This is a genomic window from Arthrobacter vasquezii (genome assembly GCF_029455255.1).
GTDB classification, from domain to species: Bacteria; Actinomycetota; Actinomycetes; order Actinomycetales; family Micrococcaceae; genus Arthrobacter_D; species Arthrobacter_D parietis.
Genome location: NZ_JAROKN010000049.1, coordinates 1 through 21,282 on the forward strand (window position 1 = coordinate 1; position 21,282 = coordinate 21,282).

A 21,282-nucleotide genomic window follows, 5' to 3' on the forward strand; every position below is an offset into this window, starting at 1 on the left:
CGCAGGACCGACAGCCGCCGGCCCACCGTGTCCGAGCGCGGCGAGAGCCGCTCGTGCGGCAGCGTCTCCCAGCTCGGAAATTCTTCAATGCCCGACGCCGGCAGGTAGCTTCGCAGCGCAGCTGCCAGATCTTCTGCCTCCCGCCCCGTGGCGGTGACCGCTACAACAACCGGCGCGCCGTCGTCGTCGTTTGAGGCCGATGCGAGCCCGTCCACCATCTCCGCCAGCAGCGCGGCACGCAGGCCGGTGGGTGCGCCGATCTCGAGATCGGTACTGCGGTCGGCAACCCTGCGGGATGCGTTGGTGCGCACCCGCGCGAAGGAGGCGTCCTCCTGCAGGGCAGCACGGAGTCCGTTGAGGGTGGGTCCGGAGGGGGCCATGGCGTTCCTTCAGGGGTAACTTGAAATGAAGCTGAGCACGAAAAAGACAACACGAAAGCCCGAAATTCCTAAGAATCCCGGGGAGTAGTTCAAGCCTACTCGTATTCGGCGGGTCGGCAGGGCGCCTGTGGACGAAGCTGCAAACACCCCAACGAAGGCTCGAAGCCAGCGCTCACATAGGATGTACCGGAAACCCAATAGACCTACCCCGGAGGATTAGTGGCACTCAGCACCTCAACCACCCTGCCCTACAGCGTCCAGACGGTCACGGACGTGTTCACTGATGAAGCGTTCCTCAAGCACACCAGTGAGCACGTCGGAGGGGAGCTGAAGTCACTGACGGTCGACGGCGACACCTCCGCCGCTTTCACCCTCACCGCTGTGCGCACGCTGCCCACCACGCGACTGCCGGATTTCGCCCGCAAGTTCGTCGGCGAGACCATCACCGTGACGCAGACGGAGAACTGGGCCGCACCGCTGCCTGACGGCTCCCGCGAAGCAAAGGTCACCATGAAGGTCTCCGGTGCGCCCGTGACGGTCGACGCCGTCCAGCGCCTGGTTGCCGAGGGCACCTCCACCCGTGTGGACCTCGAAGGCAACGTAACCTCGTCCATTCCGTTCATGGGCGCCAAGATTGCCGACGCCGCTGAACCGTTCATCGGCAAGGCCCTGAACGTTCAGGCTGCCCAGGCGAAGAGCTGGCTGGAGAACCGCTGATGCAACTGCCCCTCGCGCTGTCGATAGTCCTGGTGATCGCCGGGCTCTGGACGCTTATTGTCTGGCCGCCGTTCCTCCGTCGGGTGTTCAAGGACCCGCGGTCCAAGGATGAGAACGGCGCACCCACCCGGTTCCTCAAGGTTCACTTCATGCTGGTGACCACCTCGATGATCCTGGGAGCAGCAACCCTGGTGATCGGAATCCGCACGCTGGCAGCCTGAATCCCAACGTAACGTGCGTCACGTCCGTACGGACTCCCCTGCTAGGGTCTTAAGCAGGTGCGCCGGGAAGTCTGGTCGGCAATAATTTCTTCCTGCCCTGAAGGAGCCGCTCGTGTCGAGTTCTCAGCCCCGGAACGTCCTCGGACGGTCCAGTTACCCCGAACATCTCCGGATCGGCGAGATCCTCCGGAAAGAAACCGTCGGCGGCATCCTGCTGATCATTGCGGCCGCACTGGCGCTTGTCTGGGCCAACTCGCCGTTCGCGGACAGCTACTTCGCTCTCCGGGACTTCGAGTTCGGTTACGAGCCGTGGCACCTGAAGCTTTCGGTGGGAAACTGGGCCGCTGACGGCCTGCTGGCCATCTTCTTCTTCCTGGTCGGGCTCGAACTCAAGCGCGAGTTCGTGGCTGGGGATCTCCGGAACCCTGCGCGCGCCATTGTTCCGGTGGCAGCAGCTGCCGGCGGCGTCATCGTTCCCGCTCTGATCTACGTCCTCGTCAACCTCGGATCGCCGGAAACCATTCGCGGCTGGGCCATCCCCACCGCTACGGACATCGCGTTTGCGGTGGCCGTTCTCGCGGTCATCAGTTCCCACCTGCCGAGCGCCCTGCGCATCTTCCTGCTGACATTGGCAGTGGTGGATGACCTGATTGCCATCGCCATCATCGCGTTCTTCTACACGGAAGAGGTGGAGTTCACCTTCCTGCTGCTGACGCTGATCCCGCTGGCGCTGTTCGCGTTCCTCGCGCAGAAGAACCCCAAGTTCTTCGGGAAGAACACGTCGGCGGCCTGGTTCATCCTCCTGCCGATCGGTTTTGTCACCTGGGCGCTGATGCACGCATCAGGTGTCCATGCCACAGTGGCCGGCGTGCTGCTCGGCTTCATGGTTCCGGTACTGCGCATCGGCAAGGGCGGCAAGTCCGTGTTGCCCCGGCCAAACAAGCCTGGTCTCGCGGAGACCTTTGAGCACCGCTTCCGCCCGCTCTCCGCAGGCATTGCCGTGCCGATTTTTGCGTTCTTCTCGGCCGGTGTGGCAATTGGCGGCGTCGACGGGTTCGTCAACGCGCTCGGAGATCCGGTCACCCTGGGAATCATCCTGGGCCTGGTCCTGGGCAAGCCCATCGGCATCCTCCTGACCACGTTGACAATCACCAAGACCACCAAGGCGACTCTTGACCCCGATTTGAGGTGGGTGGATCTCCTCGGCGTCGGCATCCTCGCGGGAGTCGGATTCACCGTCTCCCTGCTGGTCAATGACCTCAGCTTCGCTCAGGGGTCGGAGCCGAACGACAACGCCAAGGTCGCCATCCTGACCGCATCGTTGCTCGCCGCGCTGCTCGCTACCGCTCTACTGCGCTCCCGCAACAAGCGCTACCGCAGGATCGAAGAGGCGGAAAAGGTAGACGCGGACGACGACGGCATCCCCGATCTCTTCGAAGACAACCCTCCGCGACGCTAACGCCGAAAACGCGCGCTAGCGTCGCTGCGCCCCTCCCTCGCATACGGGCCGGTCAGGAGTTCGCGGCGAGGACCGCTTCCTCCAGGGCCACCCACGCGAGCATGGCGCACTTCACACGCGCCGGGAAGCGGGAGACGCCGGCGAACGCAGCTGCGTCCCCCAGTACCTCTTCGTCCGGCACGATGGTCCCGCGCGAGCGCATGAGCTCACGAAAACGATCGAGCTGCTCCATCATGTCGTCGCGGGTTTCTCCGCTGACCAGTTCGGTGAGGACCGAGGCAGACGCCATGGAGATTGCGCAGCCCGCTCCCTCCCACGCCACCCGCTCGATGCGGGAACCAGCAATCCACACCCGCAACGTCAGTTCGTCGCCGCAGATGGGATTGAGCTGGTGCGATGCGCCGGTCGCCAGAGAGCCGGTTGCCGGCGAGCCGGCAACCGGCTCTTCCTCAGGCACAGAACCAGCGCCGAACGCCGGATCGGTGCTTCCCTGCCCCACCCGCCGTTTCGCGTGGTCAAGGATGATCTGTTGGTAGAGGTTCTCGAGTTCGCTGCTCATGCCGAGGCTCCGGACGCCGCTGCTCCAAAGAACGAACGGACTTCGGCAACGGCGGTGAGGAACGCGTCCACCTCGTCGGTGGTGTTGTACAGGTAGGTGCTGGCCCGGGTGGACGCCGTCAGCCCCAGCTTCCGGTGCAGCGGCTGCGCGCAGTGATGGCCCACCCGCACGGCGATGCCGCGGGAATCCAGGTACTGCCCCACATCATGGGCGTGGACGCCATCAACATCGAACGCCGCCAGCCCAATTCTGGGCTGACCCGAACGCGGACCCAGCACCCGGATTCCCTCGATCGCTTCAAGGCCAACCACCAGCCGCTCCCCCAGCAGCCGTTCCCACTCCTCGATCCGGTCCATGCCCGTCTCAGCCAGGTAGTTTACGGCCGAGCCGAGCGCCACCGCCTGCGAGATCCGCTGGGTGCCGGCCTCGAACCTGGCCGGCGGCGGAAGGTACTCGGCACGCTCCATGGTGACGGTGGTGATCATTGAGCCGCCGGTGAGGAACGGCGGCATCGCGTGCAGGTGCTTCGCCCTGCCGTACAAGGCGCCGATTCCCGTGGGCCCGAGCATCTTGTGCCCGGAGAACGCCACAAAGTCCACGTCCAGGGCGGCAACATCGAGCGGTAGGTGCGGCACCGACTGACACGCATCCAAAACGGTCAGGGCTCCCACGCCGCGGGCGAGGGACACCAGCTCAGCCACCGGGTTGATGATGCCCAGCACGTTGGATACATGCGTGAACGCGAGCAGCTTGGTGCTGCCGTCGATCACCGAGGCGGCTTCCTCAAGGCGGAGGGCGCCGTCGTCGTCGACTGGAATGTAGCGCAGGGAAGCACCGGTACGCGCGGCAAGTTCCTGCCACGGGATCAGGTTGGCGTGGTGTTCCATCTCGGTGACCACAATGGAGTCCCCCGGGCCGAGCGCATACGGGCGTGTGGCGTCACCGCCGAGTCCCAGCGAGGCGTTTGACAGGCTGTACGCAACGAGGTTCAGGGCCTCCGTGGCGTTTGACGTGAAGACGATCTCATCGGGTGAGGCGCCAATGAAGGATGCAACGGTGGTGCGGGCGAACTCGTACGCGTCGGTCGCTTCCACCGCGAGTGAATGGGCGCCGCGGTGCACGGCGGCGTTGCGCTGTTCGTAATACTCCTGCTCGGCTTCCATCACGCTGATGGGGTTCTGGGAGGTGGCTCCGGAATCGAGGTAGACCAGCGGCCGGCCGTTGAGCTCATTACCCAGCAGCGGGAAGTCATTGCGGATGCGGCCCACTTCCTCATCCGAGAGCGGATGGGATGGAGCTGACAGGATGGGCATGGAACTCCCTCGACGGCGAATGTGCGCTATTCAGTCTACTGCCGGCAGGTTGGTGTGGACCCGTTCATCGCCGGCTCGACCTGAGGGCGGTGAAGGTCTGTCCGTTGTCGTTGGATACCTGCACGCTGTCATGGGTTGCAACCCAGATGCGCTGGGTCGAGCCGTCGATGACCTGCGTGGCAATGGCTGACGCCTCGCCCTCAACGCTCCCCTGCGCCACCCAGCTCACACCGCCGTCACTGCTCGTGTAGACGCGGCCGTCGGGTCCGATTCCGGCCGCCTTCTCCTCAGACAGTGCCGTGAACACCAGCAGAGGGGCATGACCAACAGTGGCCCACGTTGCGCCGCCGTCTGCGGAACGCTGGAGGCCCTTCTCCGTGGTGGCGAGGACAATGCTGCCCCGCGGCGATCCGGCGAGGTGATGGGTGGGGAACTGCTCCGCGGAAGGCTGCCATTCAGTGCCGTCGTCGGTGACCTTGAGTTCGCCGTCGAACCCCACGATTCCGCCGTGGGTAGCGGCGAGCGCATGGAAGTCGGATTCGCCCTGCAGGGACAGCGGTTGCCACGTGCGGCCACCGTCAGTGGATCGGATCAGTCCCACAGGATCCGGCAGGTCGGAGCCCGGGCCTGGGTGTCCGGACGCATAGAACTCATCTGGAGCCGCAGCGGTGAAACCCATCAGGTCAATACTGGGCCCGATCTGCACTGCCGGGGACGCCGAGACATCAAACAATCCGTCATGGGTAGCCAGGAGCACCCGGTTGGTGGCCGGATCCACGCTCATCCCGTGGATGTGGGCAGTGGGATAGTGAGACGCACCGGCAGGCGCACTCTCTGACGGGCTGGCCCGGCACAGCCGGTGAGGACCAGCAGTACGACGGCGATGGCAGCCGAGCCCGACGCCCGCCGCCACCGCGGCGCACGTAAATTGGAGCTGACGACGGCGTGTGGGAACCCAAGACGCATTCTGACTCTGATGTTGCCGCCCACCCTTTTTGGTCTTCGTTTCCGGTTCCCATCGTACGAACGTCCGTCGCCCTCCTCCAATTCAGCGCCGGCAGTATTTGGAATGCCTACAGGCACCCGCGCCCCCTTGGCAGAACTTGTGATTTTCCTGCGGGATAGCTGGCTTTTTTCGGCATCCTTCCCTGCGATTGACCTTTCATAATCGAAGAGCCGCTGATTCCAGCGGTAGTGCGCATGGGTCAACAGCTCATCGATAACGGCACACCCGGTGCAAGCCGGGGTCGCAAAGCCACGGGGCCCCAGGGGTCAGCCGGGCTACCGAACAGCGGAGAGCCTCAGCTATGTTTGACGTCTACCGAACTTCCGGAAGCACCCGGTCCCTCCCGGTCCTGCCGCTGCATCGGAAGCTCACCGCACTCGCTGTGCTGCTGGTTTCGAGCGTTCTCATGGCGTCTGCCATCCACCCGGCGCAGGCAACCGAAAGCACCTCCATGGCTACTGATCCAGGTCCCGCCGGTGATTTCTCCTGGAAAGGGTACAACTGGGAAAAGCGGTTCTGGGACGGAGCACCGCACTACACCAAGGATTACAACCCGGCGAATGTGAGCGACCCGGACGCCAACGGGCATGTCACGCTCACGCTTTCCAACCCGACAGGGAAAGCGCCGGTCGCTGCTGAGTTCCAGTCCACCCGCCAGGGCTTTGGCTACGGCACCTACAGCACAACCGTTGAGAAGAACATCGGACTACTGCAGAAGGAAGTCGTGTGGGGGTGCCTGTTCACCTATGATCCGGCTGCAGCCCCGGGCTACAACGAAATTGACCTGTGCGAGGCATCGGCCTGGGGCGGCGGCGCTGCGTATGGCGAATCCTGGCCGGTCACGCAGGGGCACGGCTACTGGTTTGACGCGACAAAACCGCCGGGCCAGGGCAACAACACGATCACCTTCGGCGCCACCAGCGACGCGGTACTGACGCATCGAATGGTCTGGGAGCCTCGGAAAATCACGTTCGAGACCTTCGCAGGAGAAGGCTATTCCGGAAAGCTGCTCAAACGCACCGTGCTCGAAGGATCAACGGTTCCGGTTCCGGCCAAAGAGGCTATCCACTTCAACCTGTGGGTGACCGGCGGCGGAGGAGGCAAACCAGCCATGGTGAAGCCGGAAAAAGTCGTGATCCGCGACTTCTCCTTCACGCCGGCACCTCCGATGGCACCTCCCGTTGTAGCGCCGGTAGAGCCAACACCAGCACCAGTGGAGCCAGTAGCCCCAGCCCCAGTGGCACCCCCGGTAACACCCGCGAACAGCACTACAGGCTTCAACGGTGACGGAACGGCGGACGTCGTTGCTCGTGACACATCGGGAACGCTGTGGCTGTACGCCGGGAACGGTACAGGCGGTTGGCTCGGTCGCAACCAGATCGGGCATGGCTGGCAGGATTTCACCAGCATTCTCACCCCCGGTGATTTCGATGGCGACAGAAATCCTGACGTACTCGGCCGGGACCGGTCGGGAGCGTTGCGGCTCTATGCGGGCAATGATTCGGGCGGCGTGCACTCCGGAGTTCGAATCGGCTGGGGCTGGAGTGGGTTCACGAGCCTCCTCGCGCCCGGTGATTTCGACGGTGACGGAAACGTTGATGTCATGGCACGGGACACATACGGCGCCCTGTTCCTCTACCCGGGCAACGGCACCGGTGGATGGAAGTCGCGGGTGAAGATCGGCTCTGGGTGGCAGGGCTTCACCGCCATCCTCGGCCCCGGTGACTTCAACGGTGACGGAAACGTCGACGTCATGGCACGCGACAATTACGGCGCGCTGCACCTGTACCCGGGAAACGGAACCGGTGGATGGCAGCCCCGGGTGAAAGTCGGATCAGGGTGGCAGGGCTTCACCGCCATCCTCGGCCCCGGAGACTTCAACGGTGACGGAAACGTCGATGTCATGGCACGCGACAAATACGGCGCCCTGTACCTGTACCCGGGCAACGGAACCGGCGGCTGGAAATCCAAGGTGAAGATCGGATCCGGATGGAATGTCATGACCAGCATCTCCTGAGACCACGTAAGTAAGCCTACGTAGGTTCCACGTAGTAATCCCGCACTTGCAGCAGGAAATGGAGTAATTCTCGCGTGCCTTTCGCGTAGGAATTACTTGTGCCATCCACTTAAAAGATAAATATCCTTCTTAGCAATTACTAATTGTTGAGGGGGAATGAATGTCTATTGCTCTGGCTCGGGAGCATACCCTCGCTGCCTCACGCCCGAAGAGAAGCCGGGAGCATACCCTCGCTGTTCCACGCCCGAAGAGAAGCCGGGTAATTGCACTTATCCCTGCCCATAATGAGGAAGTACTCATTATCCAGGCGGTACAAGGTCTTCTGCAGCAGTCCTTCCGCCCGAACGAAATCATCGTCGTTGCAGACAACTGCACGGACCGCACCGTTGAACTCCTGCGGAACGCTCAGCTACCCTCTGTCTCCGTCTTCGAGACCACCGGGAACTCAGCAAAGAAGGCCGGTGCCCTCAACCAGGCCCTGGCAGAACTGCTGCCGGAACTTCACGATGATGACACGGTGCTGGTGCAGGACGCCGATTCCATCCTTGACTCCCGTTTCATCTCCAGTGCCCAGCGGCACATCAAAGCCGACCCCACGTTGGGCGCAGTCGGCGGCACGTTCCGCGCCGTCCGGGCCGAACTCGGGACTCCACGCCTGGAACGCTTCCTCATCCATCTACAGGACAACGAATACGCACGGTACGCGCGGGATGTCCGCCGCCTCAAAGGCAAATGCCTGGTGGTGACCGGAACCGCAGCAATGTTCCGAACCAGCACACTCCGACGAATTTCCCACGCACGCCTGAACGGTGAGCTGCCCGCGGGAGACGGATCGGGTGGAATCTACGACACCACGGTCCTTACCGAGGACAACGAACTGAGTTTCGCTGTCATGACGGTCGGCATGAAACTCCTGGCACCTCGCGATTGCCTGCTTGTCACCGACGCCATGAAAACGTGGCGCGAGCTATGGCTACAGCGACTGCGCTGGAAGCGTGGAGCTGTTGAAAACTGTTTCCAGTACGGCCTCACCCGTGTCACCGCCGGCTATTGGGGACGGCAACTCCTGAGCTTGGCCGGAATCCTGGTGACCCTGGCCTACCTCGGCTCCCTGATGTGGAGTCTCATTGCCATGGGCGGCATCAGTATTCATCCATTCTGGCTCGCCATTACCGGAATATTCGTTCTTGAGCGGTTCATCACGCTCAAAGACAAGGGCTGGACCCATCGCATTCTTGCGACCACCTTATACGAACTCCCCTACGACTTTTTCCTCCAAATAGTTCATGCCCGTGCATATTTCGATGTAATGCGGCGATCCGAAAGAAAGTGGTAATTATGTACAACAATCCAAGCTCACCAATGGCAGCCGGACTGGGATCCGGGGCCTTGGCCTACACAGGCGCCGGAGACATCTTCTGGGTCGGCCTGGCCGGGTTTGCGCTTCTGGCGACCGGTATGGCCATCGCCCGGATCGTTCCCCGCTCCGAGGCCGTCGCCGAGGTTCCGGACAGCAGCGGCAACTAGCGACGACAGCAGGGCGGGCGTTGAAGCGCCCGTCCTGCCGTCGCCGGTCTGCGCAACAAGACGCTCGTCGAACATGCGAATAAGCAACCGAGATGACCTGAGGAGGTGCTGGGTGACCGCACACGATCTTCCACCGCTTCTGGACCTGACTCAGTTGTGGGCTATGGAGTCAGATTTCCCCAGTCCTGAACCTGTCCACCGGTTTGTCGAGGACTTCATCCTTATCTGGAACGACCGCCTCGTGCGGCTACGGAACGCCCTGGCAGAGGGAGATCACCCAGCCGCCGTCAACGTACTGTTGGGGATCAAGGTTTCAGCCGTGATGATCGGCGCCACACAACTCAAGTACGTCGCTGAGGCCATCGAGTCAGAATTGCGGCAGGGCACCGCAGGAGTAACCAAAGACCTGCTGGACGCGCTGGCTGAATGCGGCACCCAGACAATCCACCAGCTCAGCCGAAAATATCTCCACCGGACATCCCTGTACGGCTAGGACGCTTCCCCCTCAAGAGCCGCAATCAAGTCGGCCCTGTTGCTCACTCCGAGCTTGACGTAGATCTGGTAGAGGTAGCCCTCCACGGTCCGGACGGAAACGTGCATCTGCTGGGCAATCTGCCGATTGATCAGACCTGCCTTCACAAGCTGCGCCGCTTCCCGTTCACGTGGAGTCAGCAGGTTCAACTGTTCATCGGCGTCTTCGTCATTCAGCTGCAACCCGCTGCTGACGATGACGCGCTGGACCTGTCGGGTGACGTTCCGGTCGCCCGATGCCACGGCCATGGACCGTGCGGACTCCCTGACCTTCGCCGCGAACAGATGATTACCCAGGTCCTCTGCCATATGGACGGCCTCGAGCAACAGCTCAGGTTTCTTCATGGTGAGTCCTTCACCAAAGAAGGAACAAAAGTCGGAGAACGGTCCCTGGGTGCGGCTGGCTGTTTCAAGGAGCGCACGGGCGGTGGATTTCGTTCCCAGCCTCAGTGCTGCGGCACGGGCAATCAACTCCAGCCCGAAGTTCCCTGCCGAGAACTCCTCGCCGGCCTGTTCCTCCAACATCGAAACAGCTTGATCAGTTGATCCCAGCAAGGCCAGCGTCATCGCCCGAAAGTAGCGGAGCGTGAAGAGCGGCAGCCCTGCCGGTGTCACTCGCTCGCTGTCTTCCAGCGGCAACATCAGCGGCCGCACCTTGCCGAAATCACCCTGTAGCGCGTGACAGAAAGCCGTTGCCGCCGAGCATACGCACCGCAGCCCGCCGGGATCCCAGACCTGCAACTGGGCGAGTGCGGGAACCAGTACTGCGAGCGCTTCCCCTGGGCGTCCAAGCCGGGCGAGCGAAATCCCATCCATGAATTCGCCTGCCGTGCCGTCTCCGGACGTGAGGTGAAGCTCGGGTGTGATGCCGGTCCAGCCGGCGTCGGCCTTCTGACCGGTGATGAGGCAGATCAGCTGGACACGAAACATCAATCGTGCACGGATCCGGTGGGCTAACCGGAGGTGCTGCAATCCGGCTGTAACTTCAGCGGCAAGGGCCAGGGCCTCATGCTGCCTGTCCCTGATTGCATCGGCCAGCGCTAGCAGGCAGGTGAGCTGGATCCCGATTTCAGAAACGGGAGTGCCGGACTCCCCTTGCTTTCCGTCGAGCATTGGCCTGATCAGTTCGTAGCGACCCTCTGATGCCGCCCGTTCAGCTTGCGCCAGGAGAATTTCATCGTTCCCGGAGACATCGACGAAAGCAGGGGACGGTGCCCTTCCCGGAGCACAGCCGTGCCCGGCCAGGATGGAGCGCGCCACCTCGATCTGGACTCGCACTGAGCGATGCTCGGGTTTCCGGAGGCGCCTCTCCTCCTCTGCTGAGAGGCAGTCGCGCGCCGCGACCACGAACATTTCCATTGCTTCGACAGCTGATCCCTCATCATCAGCAGCCAGATGAGCCCGCGCCGTTTCCAGGCGCAGCGCCGGGTGGGTACTTCCATGCTCGCCAAGGCCCGCGGCAACCATGAGAGCTGACGTCGGATCATCATGGTCATTGGCATACGCCAGAGCTCGCAGTCCGGACTCCTCGTCCAGCGACAAACCGCACTCCATCATCCACTCTGCGTAGCGCACCGGATGAATCGCCGGCACTGTGCTCTTGGCCTGAAGTTGCCTGACCCGCGTCAGTAGCTGGAGGCGCCTGAAGGAGCCCACACGTTCCCGGATGACAATAGCCACGAGATGATCGGTGACCACAAGCTGGGAAGTGTCGCGGGCAAGATGGATGGCTCCAATATCCTGCAGATGGTCCAGATCCTGTACAGACCCCAAAACTGAGACCATCCCCATCGAAAGGTGCCCGGCCAGGGCTAGCGTTTCGAGTAGCGCGGTCTGCTGGTCAGTCAACGGACCGAGGTGTGCCATCACGGCGTCGGCGGTGGGGTGCGAAACATGAAGGTGGGCTCGGCCAAGGACCCAGACATCCCCCTGCCGCACGATCTTCCCGGAGCTGACAAAGTCATGGACCAGTAGCTTCATCAGCCGGGCGTTCCCCGCTGCGTAACCCCATAAGGCATGAACAGCGCTTCGGGACAGTGGCCCTTTGAGCGTCTGGGCCAGCAGCTCATGGGCCTCTGACTGCGACAGTTCGTTGAGATCGATGCGGAGCAGTGCGCCCTCCAACCACAAGGTCATGAGGCTTGACGGGCAGTCCGTGAGATCCCTGCAGACAATGAGCAGCTTCACTGAGAGACTCAACGCGAGCTGGGCAATAACGTCGGCAGACACCGCATCCAGGCTGTCCGCATTGTCCACGGCGATGACTACCGTGCCCTGGTTCGGCACGTTCCCGAGGTGGTGCACCAACGCCTCGACGAGCATCTGCGGCTCCTGCTCGGCGCTCAGGCCGAACTCCTTGAGCAGGAAGGCCAGTGCGTTCAGCGGCTTGCCGGAAGACAGTGCGGTCCCGCGCAGGTAGATGACCCGGCCAATCGATTCCGTCCCGTCAAGCACCTCGTGCAGGAGATTCGACTTCCCGACGCCCGGCTTTCCGACAATCACCGAGCCGAAGAGGTACGCAGAGGTCAGTGACCGCGATACCTCGGAGACGGCCTGCTGCCGGTCCGCGACAGGAGGCGCTGAGCTGGCCACCCAGGGTGAACCCATGCCAACGCACCCCCATTCCAGACGGTTCACTGCACCGCCTTGTGAGCGGATTCGCGGACGAGTGAGCGATCGAGGATCTGCTGGCCTCATAGCAGCCTCAATCGAATAATAAGACATGTGAAGCGCCGATGGGTTAAATCTCCCGCTCCGACTAACAGATTCGGAGCGGAGGATCAAACGGATCGGTTACTGACTGAGTGCCGTCCCCCTAGGACGGGTGTAAAAGGAGCCGACGACGGCTGGGGACGAGCCTTAGTCTGGGGAAGGCTTCGACGTCGCCGGCTCCACTCATCACTCTAGGAAAACAACCCACTCCAGGCACGAGTAGTAGGTACCCGATTTTCCTCTCCCCGTAGCGGGTAGGGTACTCAGCCGATACTCGCTGGATCAGCTCCCGGCAGCTCGTCGCGGCTGGTGATTCCGAGCTTGGCGAAGATGCGGTAGAGGTGGCCTTCAACGGTGCGGACGGACACGCCCTGGGCTTCAGCGATATCCCTGTTGGAATAGCCTTGACCGGCCAGCCGCGCGATGTCCAGCTCGCGCTGGGTGAGCTTCGATGTGGAACGCACCGCCTCGAACTGCGGGCTCTGCAGCCCTTCGAGCTGCCCGATGATTGTATTGAGCTTCTGCTGGACCGTCCGCGACTTATGCTCCTCCCCGCGCAGTGAGAGGTACCGCACGGCCTTGCCCAGGCACTCGGCGGCCACCAGCAGATAGCCGGAGGACTGCGCCAGCTCGGCTGCGTCGATCAGCGCGTTCGGGTCCTTCTGCATCGCTGCCTTCGCCATCGCCGTCATCACAGCGCCTTCGGGCCCCTCGAAGGACTCAGTGAGCCGGGCCAGCGGTTCAAAGCACCGCTCATCCCCCAGCCGTCCTGCCAGTTCATAGGCGACGGCGGCCAGCACGGTCATGCCGTCAGTCACGGCCTGCTTCGCCAGCACATGCAGTTCCTCGATGCTCCGGGCAGCGCCCTGGAACAGCGCGTTCGCCGCGACCACGTGCACCTTGCCGAGGAGCTGCGCCTGGCGGGTGCCGATACTTGCGCCGGCCTCGAACTCAGTGGCGTACACCTTGGCGCGCGTGGTGTCCCCCACCATGGTGCACGCAAACGCCGCGAGCCCCAGGGCCATCGGCATGAGTTGGTTGGAATCGGACTCCCGCAGGCCCTCCACGCCGAGGATCAACGCGGTGCGGGCACTTCCCATGAGACCCTTGCGCAGCGCGATGAGCCCCTCGGATAGCTCCGTGATGCCGGTGAAGGACGAGGGGCCGCTGGCTTTGCTGCGCACCAGTGTGTCCAGCAGTTCCTCGATCTCGTCCCAGAGCCCGGCGTGGGCCATCGAGACAAAGTGGCGGGTGATGACAAATTCCGAGTGTCCCAGGAACTTGTGCCCATGGGCCGCGATGATCTGCAGGGCTTCGTTCGTGGCCTCGGTGCCCTCGATCGATTTGCCGATTGAACCGAGAGCCTCCCCGAGCAGGCTGAGGGCGGCGAGCCGAACCTCGTCGGTGCAGTACGGGTCCGCGAGGACCACCCGGAGGATCTTCTCGGACTCCTGAAACCTGCCCTCGTAATTCAGCACGTAACTCTCCAGGATTCGGTACCCGTTCCGGGAGATGGCAAGCCCAACCTTTGCCTCCGGGCTGTCCGGAGGGGCTTCAGCGGCGATCCGGTCAACGATCCGTTTCCATCGGATGATATCGGCACGGATTGTCTCAGGGGCGTTCGGCCCATGGACCCGCAGTGCTACGGACAGCAGCAACGCTTCCTTCGCCAGGGTGAAGCTCTCGCACTGATCGAGCACTTCATCGACAATCTCGCGCGCGTACGGCAGATTTCCGCGGGTGGTCTGTGCGCGTGCAATCTCCACGAGCGCGTTGCCGCGGAGCTTCGGTTCGTGCACGGCACGGGCAGCGCGCAGGGCGAACTCGGAATCGTGCAGGCGGTTGGCCACCACCGCCGCCCGCAGCAGCGTCTTGTCATCCGGCGGCAGCCCGCAGTCCAGCCCCCACGCCACAAAACGCAGGAAGCCGTCAGCCGTACTGGAATCGTGGTCCAGAACCTCGAGCACCTTCCGGCGGATGGTCAGGCTGCGGCCGGCGGGCACGTCCTGACGAATCACTTCACCGTAGAGCGGATGGCTGAGGGTCACCAGCCGGTCCCTGCCTCCTTCCACGGCGATGAGGCCGTCCTCCTGCAGCGCGGTGACGGCCGGCCGGTCCGTGCAGTGAACCAGCGCGTCCAGCGGCATGGGTTCGGCGAGCGCCAGCGTCTCCAGCACGGACAGCTCTTCCGGCGTCCGGCGCCGGAAGCGAACCTTGATCAGGTCAACGAGGCTCACGTCCAGCGGCGGCGCCGGGCCGACCAGGCGCCACACCTTGTTCCGCACGCCCAGGTAGCCTGAGCGTTTTCCCTGGCGCAGCAGGGCCAGCAGGAACATGGGATTTCCGCCGGACGTCTGCGCGAGGGTGGCGCTGACGCTGGACAGCACGTCGCCGCCCAGTTCACGCCGGCACAGCTCATGCACCTCGGGCGCACCGAGCGGCCTCACGTGGTACCGGCGCAGCAGCCCGTCCTGGTGCAGGGACCCAAATTCCGACGACGGATTGGGCGCCGTGCGTGCCAGCGCCAGGACGCGTGCCCGCCGGCCTGCGATGAGCTGGGAGAGCAGCACGCTGGTGTTGTCGTCCAGTTCGTGGGAATCGTCCACGAGGAACAGCGGCATTTTCTTCTTCTGGCCGTTGCTGCTGGATTCCAGGTGCGCCATGATGCTGCGGTACACGGCTACGGAGGAGCCGACGTCGTTAATGGACAGCGAATGCAGGTACGGTGAGAGCGCTCCGAAGGGCACCTTCCGCAGGGAGGGGCTCGCAGAGATGGGAAGCACGGCAACGCTGCCGTCCAGTTCCCTCGCCACGGTCCGCGCCAGCGCTGTCTTCCCCACGCCGGCCTCGCCAACGAGGATGGCCCCCAGGTACTGGGATCCGGACAGCACAGAGGCGATTTCTTCGACCAGGTCTTCGCGGCCAATCAGATCCTGGCCGCCGTCGGTGTGTTCCCCCATAAGCCGCCTATTCCAGGAGCAGAGCCAGCTGGCTACGCGATGACACCCCGAGTTTCGAGTAGAGCCGATAGACGTGGCCTTCAATGGTCCGTACGGAAACGCACATAACTTGAGCTATATCACGGTTGGTTCGGCCCTGCGCTACCAGCACGGCAATGCTACGTTCGCGGTCCGTGAGCGATTCGAGTGCGCCCCGTCTGCCGGCAACCCCGGGAGCGCCGACGTCGCGAAGCACCTTTCCGGCGGCGGCCACAGTGACCTGGTCGCCACTTTCCTGGGCAAGCTCGGCCGCCAGCCTCGCTGCATCGGCGGCCAGCCGGCAGTTCCCGAGTTCCGCGGCCTTCTGCGCGGCGAGCATCAGCTGGTGGGTGTCCTTCGAAGCGATCCCCTTCCCATACAAGGCGCAGACTTCAGCGAACGGTCCCTGCGAGGCGAGTGCGGAAGACACCAGCCTGTCCGCTACTGAACCGAGGCCCAGCTGGACGCTCTGGCACAGGAACAACAGCTCGTGACCGTGATTGCCCAGGGCGCGGTCTTCATCGGCGAGCTGCAGCATCCGCTCGGCCACCTCGGCCGGTGCATGCGTGGCGGTCGTGGCCAGTCTCATGAAGTACTCAACGCCGCGTGAAGAGTGCCAGGACAACCGCTCCGGCCGGTGGTCGGCTCGTTCCAGGTGTTCCAGCGAGGCGCGGGCCTCCCCCACCAGAGCGTAGGCATAGGCGGAAGCCGCCTCGGCCACGGGAAGGGCGTGCTGCCGGTCGTGGACCCGCATCTGACTGAGCGCGGGGAGCAGCTTGTCGAGCGCTTCGGAGCCGCGGCCCCCGTACGCGAGCAGGCAGCCTTCGGCGAACTCCGACGCCGAGCCGTCATAGGCGCTCTCCTTGCCGTGGTTCGACGGGGAGGCGGCCATGGCAAGGCACTCGCTCCAGCGACCGGAGACCACGAGCAACTTGAAAACCCGAGCCATCGCAGCTTCCTGCAGCAGGGAGTCCGTGCTGGTGTCCAACAGTCGGGCGACGATGGTTGAGGCCAACCGGACGCCGTCGTCCTGGCGACCGGTCATGGCCAGCGCCTCAGCCAGCCACCCCAGGAGTGCGGGGTTCTGCTGTTCAGCTGCGTGGTCGGTCAGCAGGTGGCCGAAGCTCTCCAGCAGCTCCGCGTAGCGGCCGCTGTAGCCGGCGAGTTCGGCTTCGAGTTCGTCCACATCCCGAATGAGGCCGTTCAGGTCCGCGGAGACCGCCTCCGCTGCAAGCCGTTGCCGGACCTCCCGGAGGAGAGGTTCGGCTTCGGCATACCGGCTGGGATTTTTCATGAGCAGGCGGCACTGCAGCAGCCTGATGTCCAGCCAATCCTCAAAGTGCGGTTCGGCGTGGGTCTCGAGGAGCTGGTCAAGGACGGTCAGGCCGCCGGCGAAGTCGGCCTCGACGCCCATCGCCCTGGCTTCCTCGATTACCGCCTGGGATAGCGCGGAGTAATTGGGGATGGCGTGGATGAAGCGGAGCGCCAGCACTCCCTGGCGGTGCCGGTTAGCGAGGCGGGCGGCGTTGATCAGGTTTTCGGCCGGGATGTCAGCGCCGGATTCAATGCACCAGGAGGCGAAGGTCATGCGGGCAAGCGCGGGGATGTCCCACTCCTGCGCTTCCACTGCGAGCGCGCGCATCAATTCACGGCCGCGGCCCAGCGGAACCTGGGTGCGGACCACCTCGCTGACAAGACCATTTGCAATCCTCACCAGCGGCACCTCTGTCCGCTCAACGCGGATGGCCCGTGTGATCTGCAAGGCGTCAACGGCTGAGGAGGGGACAAAGCGGAGCAGGAGGTCCAGTGGAATCGCTCCCACTACGGAGATCAGCTCGATCGCCTCGCGCTGCTCCGGGGGCAACCGGCGCAGGCGGACCATGATCCAGTCCGTCATTGACCGCCGCGTCTTCGGTGCGGATAGCGGCTTGGCCACCCACACGCCGTCGCGCTCCAGCATTTCGCCGGAGTCCACCTGTTCGCGGGTGAGCGCCTGGAGGAAGAGCGGGTTACCGCCAGTGATTTGCCACATGCTTGCCGCGGCGGCCCGGGACACCGGTGCGTCAAGGGCTGCGGAGAGCAGCCTGGTGGTGGAGGCCAGGTCCAGCGGGTCGAGGTCGATCCGCCGCAGCGCGCCGTCCTTCCAGAGGTCGCAGAACTCCTCCGGGGAGGCGTCGATGGACTGGCAGATGGCAATGAGCTTGACCGCGTTGACGCGCACCAGGTGGGCCAGCGCCATGGCGGAGGAGGAGTCGAGTTCCTCGAGGTTATCGGCGAGGATGAGGGTCTGCCGGCCGTCGTCCCGCTGCGCATAGAGTTCCTGTAATCCGCGCAGCAGCATCAGGGGGTTGTCCACAATGGCGTCGTCGAGATCGCTGAGGACAAAGCTGAGGGCCCCATAGGGCATCTTTGATGCGAGTGCCGAACCGCGGACGTACACGAGTTCAAACGAGTCATCGAGCTGGCGCGCCATGCGCTGTGCCAGCGCGGTCTTTCCCACTCCGGATGGACCGGTGACAATCACTCCCCGGCTGCTGCTGTCCAACAGGGCGTCCCGGACGTCCTCCAGTTCCGTGTCCCGGCCTACGAGGGGCCACTCGCCGTGAACGTTCAACATTCTGGGATCCCGGCGCTTTGGAAGCTTTCGCCTGGTGGCCATACAGTATCGACCGGCGGTGCTGACAAATCATCGTCAGCACCGGACATCACTAGTTCATTCATCAGTCCGCCCCAACACGTCATGCGCTAGGCCAATAGACTACGCCCGATCATCCGATGCCGCACCCATTGTTTCCTTGATTTATCAACTATGTGTACCAACCGCGCACAGGCACAAAAAAGGGACCGACGTTGGGATGGGGGTGGCCCAGTCTCAGAGGCCGCCCAACGTCGGCCCCCGCTTTTGGGGCCATCAGGCCATACAGTCCTGTTCGGAACTGCTCATCCAGTTTACCGCTATTTTCCCGCAGAATGAAACTTCTGCTGGGTGGTCAGCAAACCGTCCAGTACAACGCTTTCGACGGCGTCAGCCGCCTCCTCCAGCAGGATCGGGAGGTCCTTCTTTTCGGTGGAGCTGAAGTCGCGGAGCACATAGTCCGCGGCTTCCTGCCGGCCCGGCGGACGGCCTACGCCCACGCGGATCCGCAGGTAGTCCTTGGTGCCGAGCGCCTTGCTCATATCCCGCAGTCCGTTGTGGCCGCCTTCTCCTCCGCCGATCTTGAGCTTGATCGTGTTGAAGGGGATGTCGATCTCATCGTGGACCGCCACCACGTGGTCCGGCTCGATCCCGTAGAACTTCGCCAGCTGCGAAATGGGCCCGCCGGTGAGGTTCATGTAGGTGAGCGGCTTGGCAAGGATCAGCTTCGGCCCGCCTATTCCCAGCCGGCCCTCGAGTACGACGGCGCGTGCCTTGGAAGTGCCGAACTTGCCACCCAGCCGCGCACCCAGCACGTCGAGGACCATCTGGCCCACATTGTGCCGGTTGCCGGAATAGCCGGGCCCGGGATTCCCGAGCCCGGCTATCAGCCAGGTGTTGTCAGGCACTGGTGGGTGCTTAGGACTCTTCGGTGGCCGGAACCACATCGCCGGTGGCTTCCTCAGCGGAGGCGTCGCCGCCGTCGGAGTCAACGCCGGTCTCGGTGGCGGTCTCGCCGAGGTCTTCAACAACCGGTGAGGAGACGTTGATGATCAGGGTCTCTGCTTCAGTGAGCAGGGTGACGCCCTTGGGGAGGCGGATGTCCGAGGCGTAGACGTGGTCGCCCACGCCGTGGCCGTCGAGGTTGACGGTGAGGGACTCGGGCAGGTGGGTTGCCTCAGCCTCAACGGTGACGGTGGTCTGCTCGAGGTTGGTGACAACGCCCGGCTTGGGCTCGCCCTCAACGTGGATGTTGACCTCAACAGTGACCTTCTCGCCGCGGCGGACGGTCAGCAGGTCAAGGTGCTCCACGATGCGCTTGAGGGTGTTGCGCTGCACATCCTTGGCGAGGGCGAGGTGCTCTTCGCCGTCAACGTCCACGCTCAGCAGGGCGTTGGCGTGGCGGACTGCCAGGGTGGTTGCCTTGCCGGGCAGCAGGATGTGGATGGGGTCTGCGCCGTGGCCGTAGATGACGGCGGGGATCTTGTTGGCGCGGCGTGCCTGGCGGGCAGCGCCCTTACCGAAATCGGTGCGCAGTTCTGCGACGAGCTTCTGCTCGGACATGATGTCTCCTGAGGTTAGGTTCTTGAGGTTGTACCGAGCGATCCAACGAAGCCCGGCCACCCTCCCCTTACGCGAACATGCGCGTTGTCAGGAAAGCCGCCAGCCACCGTCGATAACGGAACATGCCCTGGAATCAGAGCAGGCGTTCCCTCGCCTAGGCATCAACGGTCAATCGTACAGCATGCCGGCACTGGCCGCGCTCTTCCGCGGAGATACCGGCACCGCTAGGCTGGTGCTCGGAGAGCCGGGAAACCTATGAACGCACCAGCACAACCTGTCATTGAGGCCCGCAGCCTGGTGAAGGACTTCGGCCGCACCCGGGCTCTGGATGGCCTCGATCTCACGGTGGCGCCCGGCGAGGTGCACGGGTTTTTAGGGCCGAATGGAGCGGGCAAATCCACCACGCTGAGGATCCTGCTGGGGCTCATCCGTCCCACTGCCGGCGCCGTCCGGGTCTTCGGGCTCGCCCCCTGGGCTGATCCCGTGAAAGCGCACCAGGACATCGCGTACGTGCCCGGTGATGTAAGCCTCTGGCCCAACCTGACGGGCGGTGAAGTTCTTGATCTGCTCACTGGGCTTCGCGGCGGTGCCGATGAGAAGCTGCGCCGCGAGCTTATCGAGGAGTTCGAGTTCGACCCGCGGAAGAAGACGCGGACCTACTCGAAAGGCAACCGGCAGAAGGTAGCGCTGATAGCGGCATTCGCCCGCCCTGCCCGCCTATACCTGCTGGATGAGCCGAGCGCGGGCCTGGATCCGCTCATGGATGCCGTGTTCCGCCGCCAGGTTGAGCGTGTCAGCCGGGACGGCGCCACGGTTCTGCTGTCCAGCCACATCCTGAGCGAGGTGGAACAGCTGTGTGACCGCGTGACCATCATCCGCTGGGGAACGGCGGTGGAATCGGGCACGCTGGGCGAACTCCGGCATCTCCATCGCACCCATTTCCGGGTCACGGGGCTGGCAGATCCCCTCCGGCTGGCTGCGTTGCCCGGTGTCCACAATGTCAGCGTGGGCACCAGTGCGGTGGAGTTCGACGCCGACTCCGCGGACATCGCTGCCGTCCTGGCCGGCATTGCTGAGCCGGGGATCAGCAGCCTCTCGGTGACCCCGCCATCCCTGGAGTCCCTGTTCCTGCGCCACTACAGTAACGACAGCACCAACAGCGGCAACAACAGCCCGGCTACTACAAACAGCACCGACAGCGGGGCCGTGTGATGTCCGGCGTGCTGCGGCTGGTCCTGTTCCAGGCCCGGCGTGATCGCGTGACGCTGCCGATCTGGATCGCGGGCATCGCTCTACTCGGCTTTGCCACGTCCACCGCCGTGGCCACGCAGTTCGCGGATGAGGCATCGCGGGCGGCGATCGTCCAGCTGGCGGCGTCCAATCCGGCGTTCCTCTTCCTTCGCGGTCTGCCGGCTGGAACCGGGGTAGGCGCGGTGGTGTTCTTTCAGGGGTATGCCTTCACGGCGGTCCTGGCAGGCCTCATGAGCACGTTCCTGGTGGTGCGGCATACGCGTGCGGATGAAGAGCTTGGGCGGGCCGAACTTCGAGGGAGCGACCATGCACCGCGTTTCAGCGATCGGTGCAAACTTCCAAGGTGCCGAAATGGAGGGTGCAGACTTTGACGGTGCAGACCTTCGGGGTGCGAACCTGTTCGACACAACCCT

At 63.7% G+C, this 21,282-nt stretch carries 18 protein-coding genes, 1 pseudogene and 1 riboswitch; of the genes and pseudogenes, 9 read left to right on the forward strand and 10 right to left on the reverse strand.

Translation table 11 applies throughout. The annotated features are described in order from the left end of the window. Positions 1-380, reverse strand: a pseudogene (locus P4U43_RS14140) (transcription-repair coupling factor); the annotation flags it as partial. A 219-nt stretch (positions 381-599) separates the two neighbouring features. On the opposite strand from P4U43_RS14140, the gene P4U43_RS14145 reads away from it, so the two are divergent. From P4U43_RS14145 to nhaA, 3 genes are all read left to right on the forward strand, one after another. Then, a complete protein-coding gene (locus tag P4U43_RS14145; protein WP_277359304.1) occupies positions 600-1,097 on the forward strand; it encodes a DUF2505 domain-containing protein in 498 nt (165 codons plus the stop codon). Then, positions 1,097-1,318 carry an SCO4848 family membrane protein gene (locus P4U43_RS14150; protein WP_056548728.1) on the forward strand — a complete coding sequence of 74 codons (222 nt, stop codon included), beginning with the start codon at positions 1,097-1,099 and terminating at the stop codon, positions 1,316-1,318. Before P4U43_RS14145 ends, P4U43_RS14150 begins: the two co-directional genes overlap by 1 nt. Before the next feature lie 112 nt (positions 1,319-1,430). Continuing rightward, entirely contained in the window at positions 1,431-2,777 is a 1,347-nt protein-coding gene (nhaA, locus tag P4U43_RS14155) for a Na+/H+ antiporter NhaA (RefSeq protein ID WP_277359305.1), read from the forward strand. 52 nt (positions 2,778-2,829) lie between these two features. Here nhaA and sufU read toward each other — a convergent pair whose 3' ends face one another. From sufU to P4U43_RS14170, 3 genes are all read right to left on the reverse strand, one after another. Beyond that, positions 2,830-3,336 (reverse strand): Fe-S cluster assembly sulfur transfer protein SufU, encoded by a 507-nt coding sequence (gene sufU, locus P4U43_RS14160; RefSeq protein WP_277359306.1) that lies wholly within the window; start codon positions 3,334-3,336, stop codon positions 2,830-2,832. Then, entirely contained in the window at positions 3,333-4,649 is a 1,317-nt protein-coding gene (locus P4U43_RS14165) for an aminotransferase class V-fold PLP-dependent enzyme (RefSeq protein WP_277359307.1), read from the reverse strand. The genes sufU and P4U43_RS14165 overlap by 4 nt, the downstream gene beginning before the upstream one ends. A gap of 64 nt (positions 4,650-4,713) precedes the next feature. Then, positions 4,714-5,433 carry a F510_1955 family glycosylhydrolase gene (locus tag P4U43_RS14170; protein WP_277359308.1) on the reverse strand — a complete coding sequence of 240 codons (720 nt, stop codon included), beginning with the start codon at positions 5,431-5,433 and terminating at the stop codon, positions 4,714-4,716. A 430-nt stretch (positions 5,434-5,863) separates the two neighbouring features. Beyond that, positions 5,864-5,938: riboswitch (cyclic di-GMP riboswitch) on the forward strand. Between the two features lie 18 nt (positions 5,939-5,956). On the opposite strand from P4U43_RS14170, the gene P4U43_RS14175 reads away from it, so the two are divergent. From P4U43_RS14175 to P4U43_RS14190, 4 genes are all read left to right on the forward strand, one after another. Continuing rightward, complete coding sequence (locus tag P4U43_RS14175; protein ID WP_277359309.1) at positions 5,957-7,672, forward strand: FG-GAP-like repeat-containing protein; 1,716 nt, start codon at positions 5,957-5,959, stop codon at positions 7,670-7,672. A 160-nt stretch (positions 7,673-7,832) separates the two neighbouring features. Beyond that, a complete protein-coding gene (locus P4U43_RS14180) occupies positions 7,833-9,008 on the forward strand; it encodes a glycosyltransferase family 2 protein (protein WP_277359310.1) in 1,176 nt (391 codons plus the stop codon). Between the two features lie 2 nt (positions 9,009-9,010). Then, a complete protein-coding gene (locus tag P4U43_RS14185; protein ID WP_277359311.1) occupies positions 9,011-9,199 on the forward strand; it encodes a hypothetical protein in 189 nt (62 codons plus the stop codon). A 112-nt stretch (positions 9,200-9,311) separates the two neighbouring features. Continuing rightward, entirely contained in the window at positions 9,312-9,692 is a 381-nt protein-coding gene (locus P4U43_RS14190; RefSeq protein WP_277359312.1) for an Hpt domain-containing protein, read from the forward strand. Here the strand turns inward: P4U43_RS14190 and P4U43_RS14195 are convergent. The 5 genes from P4U43_RS14195 to P4U43_RS14215 form a co-directional block, all read right to left on the reverse strand. Then, the gene (locus tag P4U43_RS14195; RefSeq protein WP_277359313.1) at positions 9,689-12,367 is read right to left on the reverse strand and encodes a LuxR C-terminal-related transcriptional regulator; all 2,679 of its coding nucleotides are present in this window, start codon (positions 12,365-12,367) and stop codon (positions 9,689-9,691) included. The two genes, P4U43_RS14190 and P4U43_RS14195, sit on opposite strands and share 4 nt — an antisense overlap. 338 nt (positions 12,368-12,705) lie before the next feature. Continuing rightward, positions 12,706-15,402 (reverse strand): LuxR C-terminal-related transcriptional regulator, encoded by a 2,697-nt coding sequence (locus P4U43_RS14200; protein ID WP_277359314.1) that lies wholly within the window; start codon positions 15,400-15,402, stop codon positions 12,706-12,708. A gap of 7 nt (positions 15,403-15,409) precedes the next feature. Next, positions 15,410-18,037: a helix-turn-helix transcriptional regulator gene (locus P4U43_RS14205; protein WP_277359315.1), complete on the reverse strand. Its 2,628-nt coding sequence runs from the start codon at positions 18,035-18,037 to the stop codon at positions 15,410-15,412. Between the two features lie 338 nt (positions 18,038-18,375). Then, complete coding sequence (pth, locus tag P4U43_RS14210) at positions 18,376-18,963, reverse strand: aminoacyl-tRNA hydrolase (protein WP_277359316.1); 588 nt, start codon at positions 18,961-18,963, stop codon at positions 18,376-18,378. A 10-nt stretch (positions 18,964-18,973) separates the two neighbouring features. Next, positions 18,974-19,618: a 50S ribosomal protein L25/general stress protein Ctc gene (locus tag P4U43_RS14215; protein ID WP_277359317.1), complete on the reverse strand. Its 645-nt coding sequence runs from the start codon at positions 19,616-19,618 to the stop codon at positions 18,974-18,976. A gap of 255 nt (positions 19,619-19,873) precedes the next feature. Between P4U43_RS14215 and P4U43_RS14220 the strand changes: the two genes are divergently transcribed. Further along, the gene (locus P4U43_RS14220) at positions 19,874-20,830 is read left to right on the forward strand and encodes an ABC transporter ATP-binding protein (RefSeq protein ID WP_277359318.1); all 957 of its coding nucleotides are present in this window, start codon (positions 19,874-19,876) and stop codon (positions 20,828-20,830) included. Between the two features lie 80 nt (positions 20,831-20,910). Here the strand turns inward: P4U43_RS14220 and P4U43_RS18110 are convergent, their stop codons facing one another. Then, on the reverse strand, positions 20,911-21,177 hold the full coding sequence (locus tag P4U43_RS18110) for a hypothetical protein (protein ID WP_404800747.1): 267 nt from the start codon (positions 21,175-21,177) through the stop codon (positions 20,911-20,913). Between P4U43_RS18110 and P4U43_RS18115 the strand changes: the two genes are divergently transcribed. Then, positions 21,176-21,282 (forward strand): pentapeptide repeat-containing protein (locus tag P4U43_RS18115; protein ID WP_404800748.1); only part of this gene is annotated, 107 nt, incomplete at its 3' end. The genes P4U43_RS18110 and P4U43_RS18115 overlap by 2 nt on opposite strands.

Excerpts from the sequence above, each read along its gene's own strand:
- P4U43_RS14150 (WP_056548728.1), top strand. The coding sequence starts at position 1,097 with ATGCAACTGCCCCTCGCGCTGTCGATAGTCCTGGTGATCGCCGGGCTC.
- sufU (WP_277359306.1), bottom strand. The coding sequence starts at position 3,336 with ATGAGCAGCGAACTCGAGAACCTCTACCAACAGATCATCCTTGACCAC.
- P4U43_RS14165 (WP_277359307.1), bottom strand. The coding sequence starts at position 4,649 with ATGCCCATCCTGTCAGCTCCATCCCATCCGCTCTCGGATGAGGAAGTG.
- P4U43_RS14170 (WP_277359308.1), bottom strand. The coding sequence starts at position 5,433 with ATGAGCGTGGATCCGGCCACCAACCGGGTGCTCCTGGCTACCCATGAC.
- P4U43_RS14175 (WP_277359309.1), top strand. The coding sequence starts at position 5,957 with ATGTTTGACGTCTACCGAACTTCCGGAAGCACCCGGTCCCTCCCGGTC.
- P4U43_RS14180 (WP_277359310.1), top strand. The coding sequence starts at position 7,833 with ATGTCTATTGCTCTGGCTCGGGAGCATACCCTCGCTGCCTCACGCCCG.
- P4U43_RS14185 (WP_277359311.1), top strand. The coding sequence starts at position 9,011 with ATGTACAACAATCCAAGCTCACCAATGGCAGCCGGACTGGGATCCGGG.
- P4U43_RS14200 (WP_277359314.1), bottom strand. The coding sequence starts at position 15,402 with ATGGGGGAACACACCGACGGCGGCCAGGATCTGATTGGCCGCGAAGAC.
- P4U43_RS14205 (WP_277359315.1), bottom strand. The coding sequence starts at position 18,037 with ATGTTGAACGTTCACGGCGAGTGGCCCCTCGTAGGCCGGGACACGGAA.
- P4U43_RS14215 (WP_277359317.1), bottom strand. The coding sequence starts at position 19,618 with ATGTCCGAGCAGAAGCTCGTCGCAGAACTGCGCACCGATTTCGGTAAG.
- P4U43_RS14220 (WP_277359318.1), top strand. The coding sequence starts at position 19,874 with ATGAACGCACCAGCACAACCTGTCATTGAGGCCCGCAGCCTGGTGAAG.
- P4U43_RS18110 (WP_404800747.1), bottom strand. The coding sequence starts at position 21,177 with ATGGTCGCTCCCTCGAAGTTCGGCCCGCCCAAGCTCTTCATCCGCACG.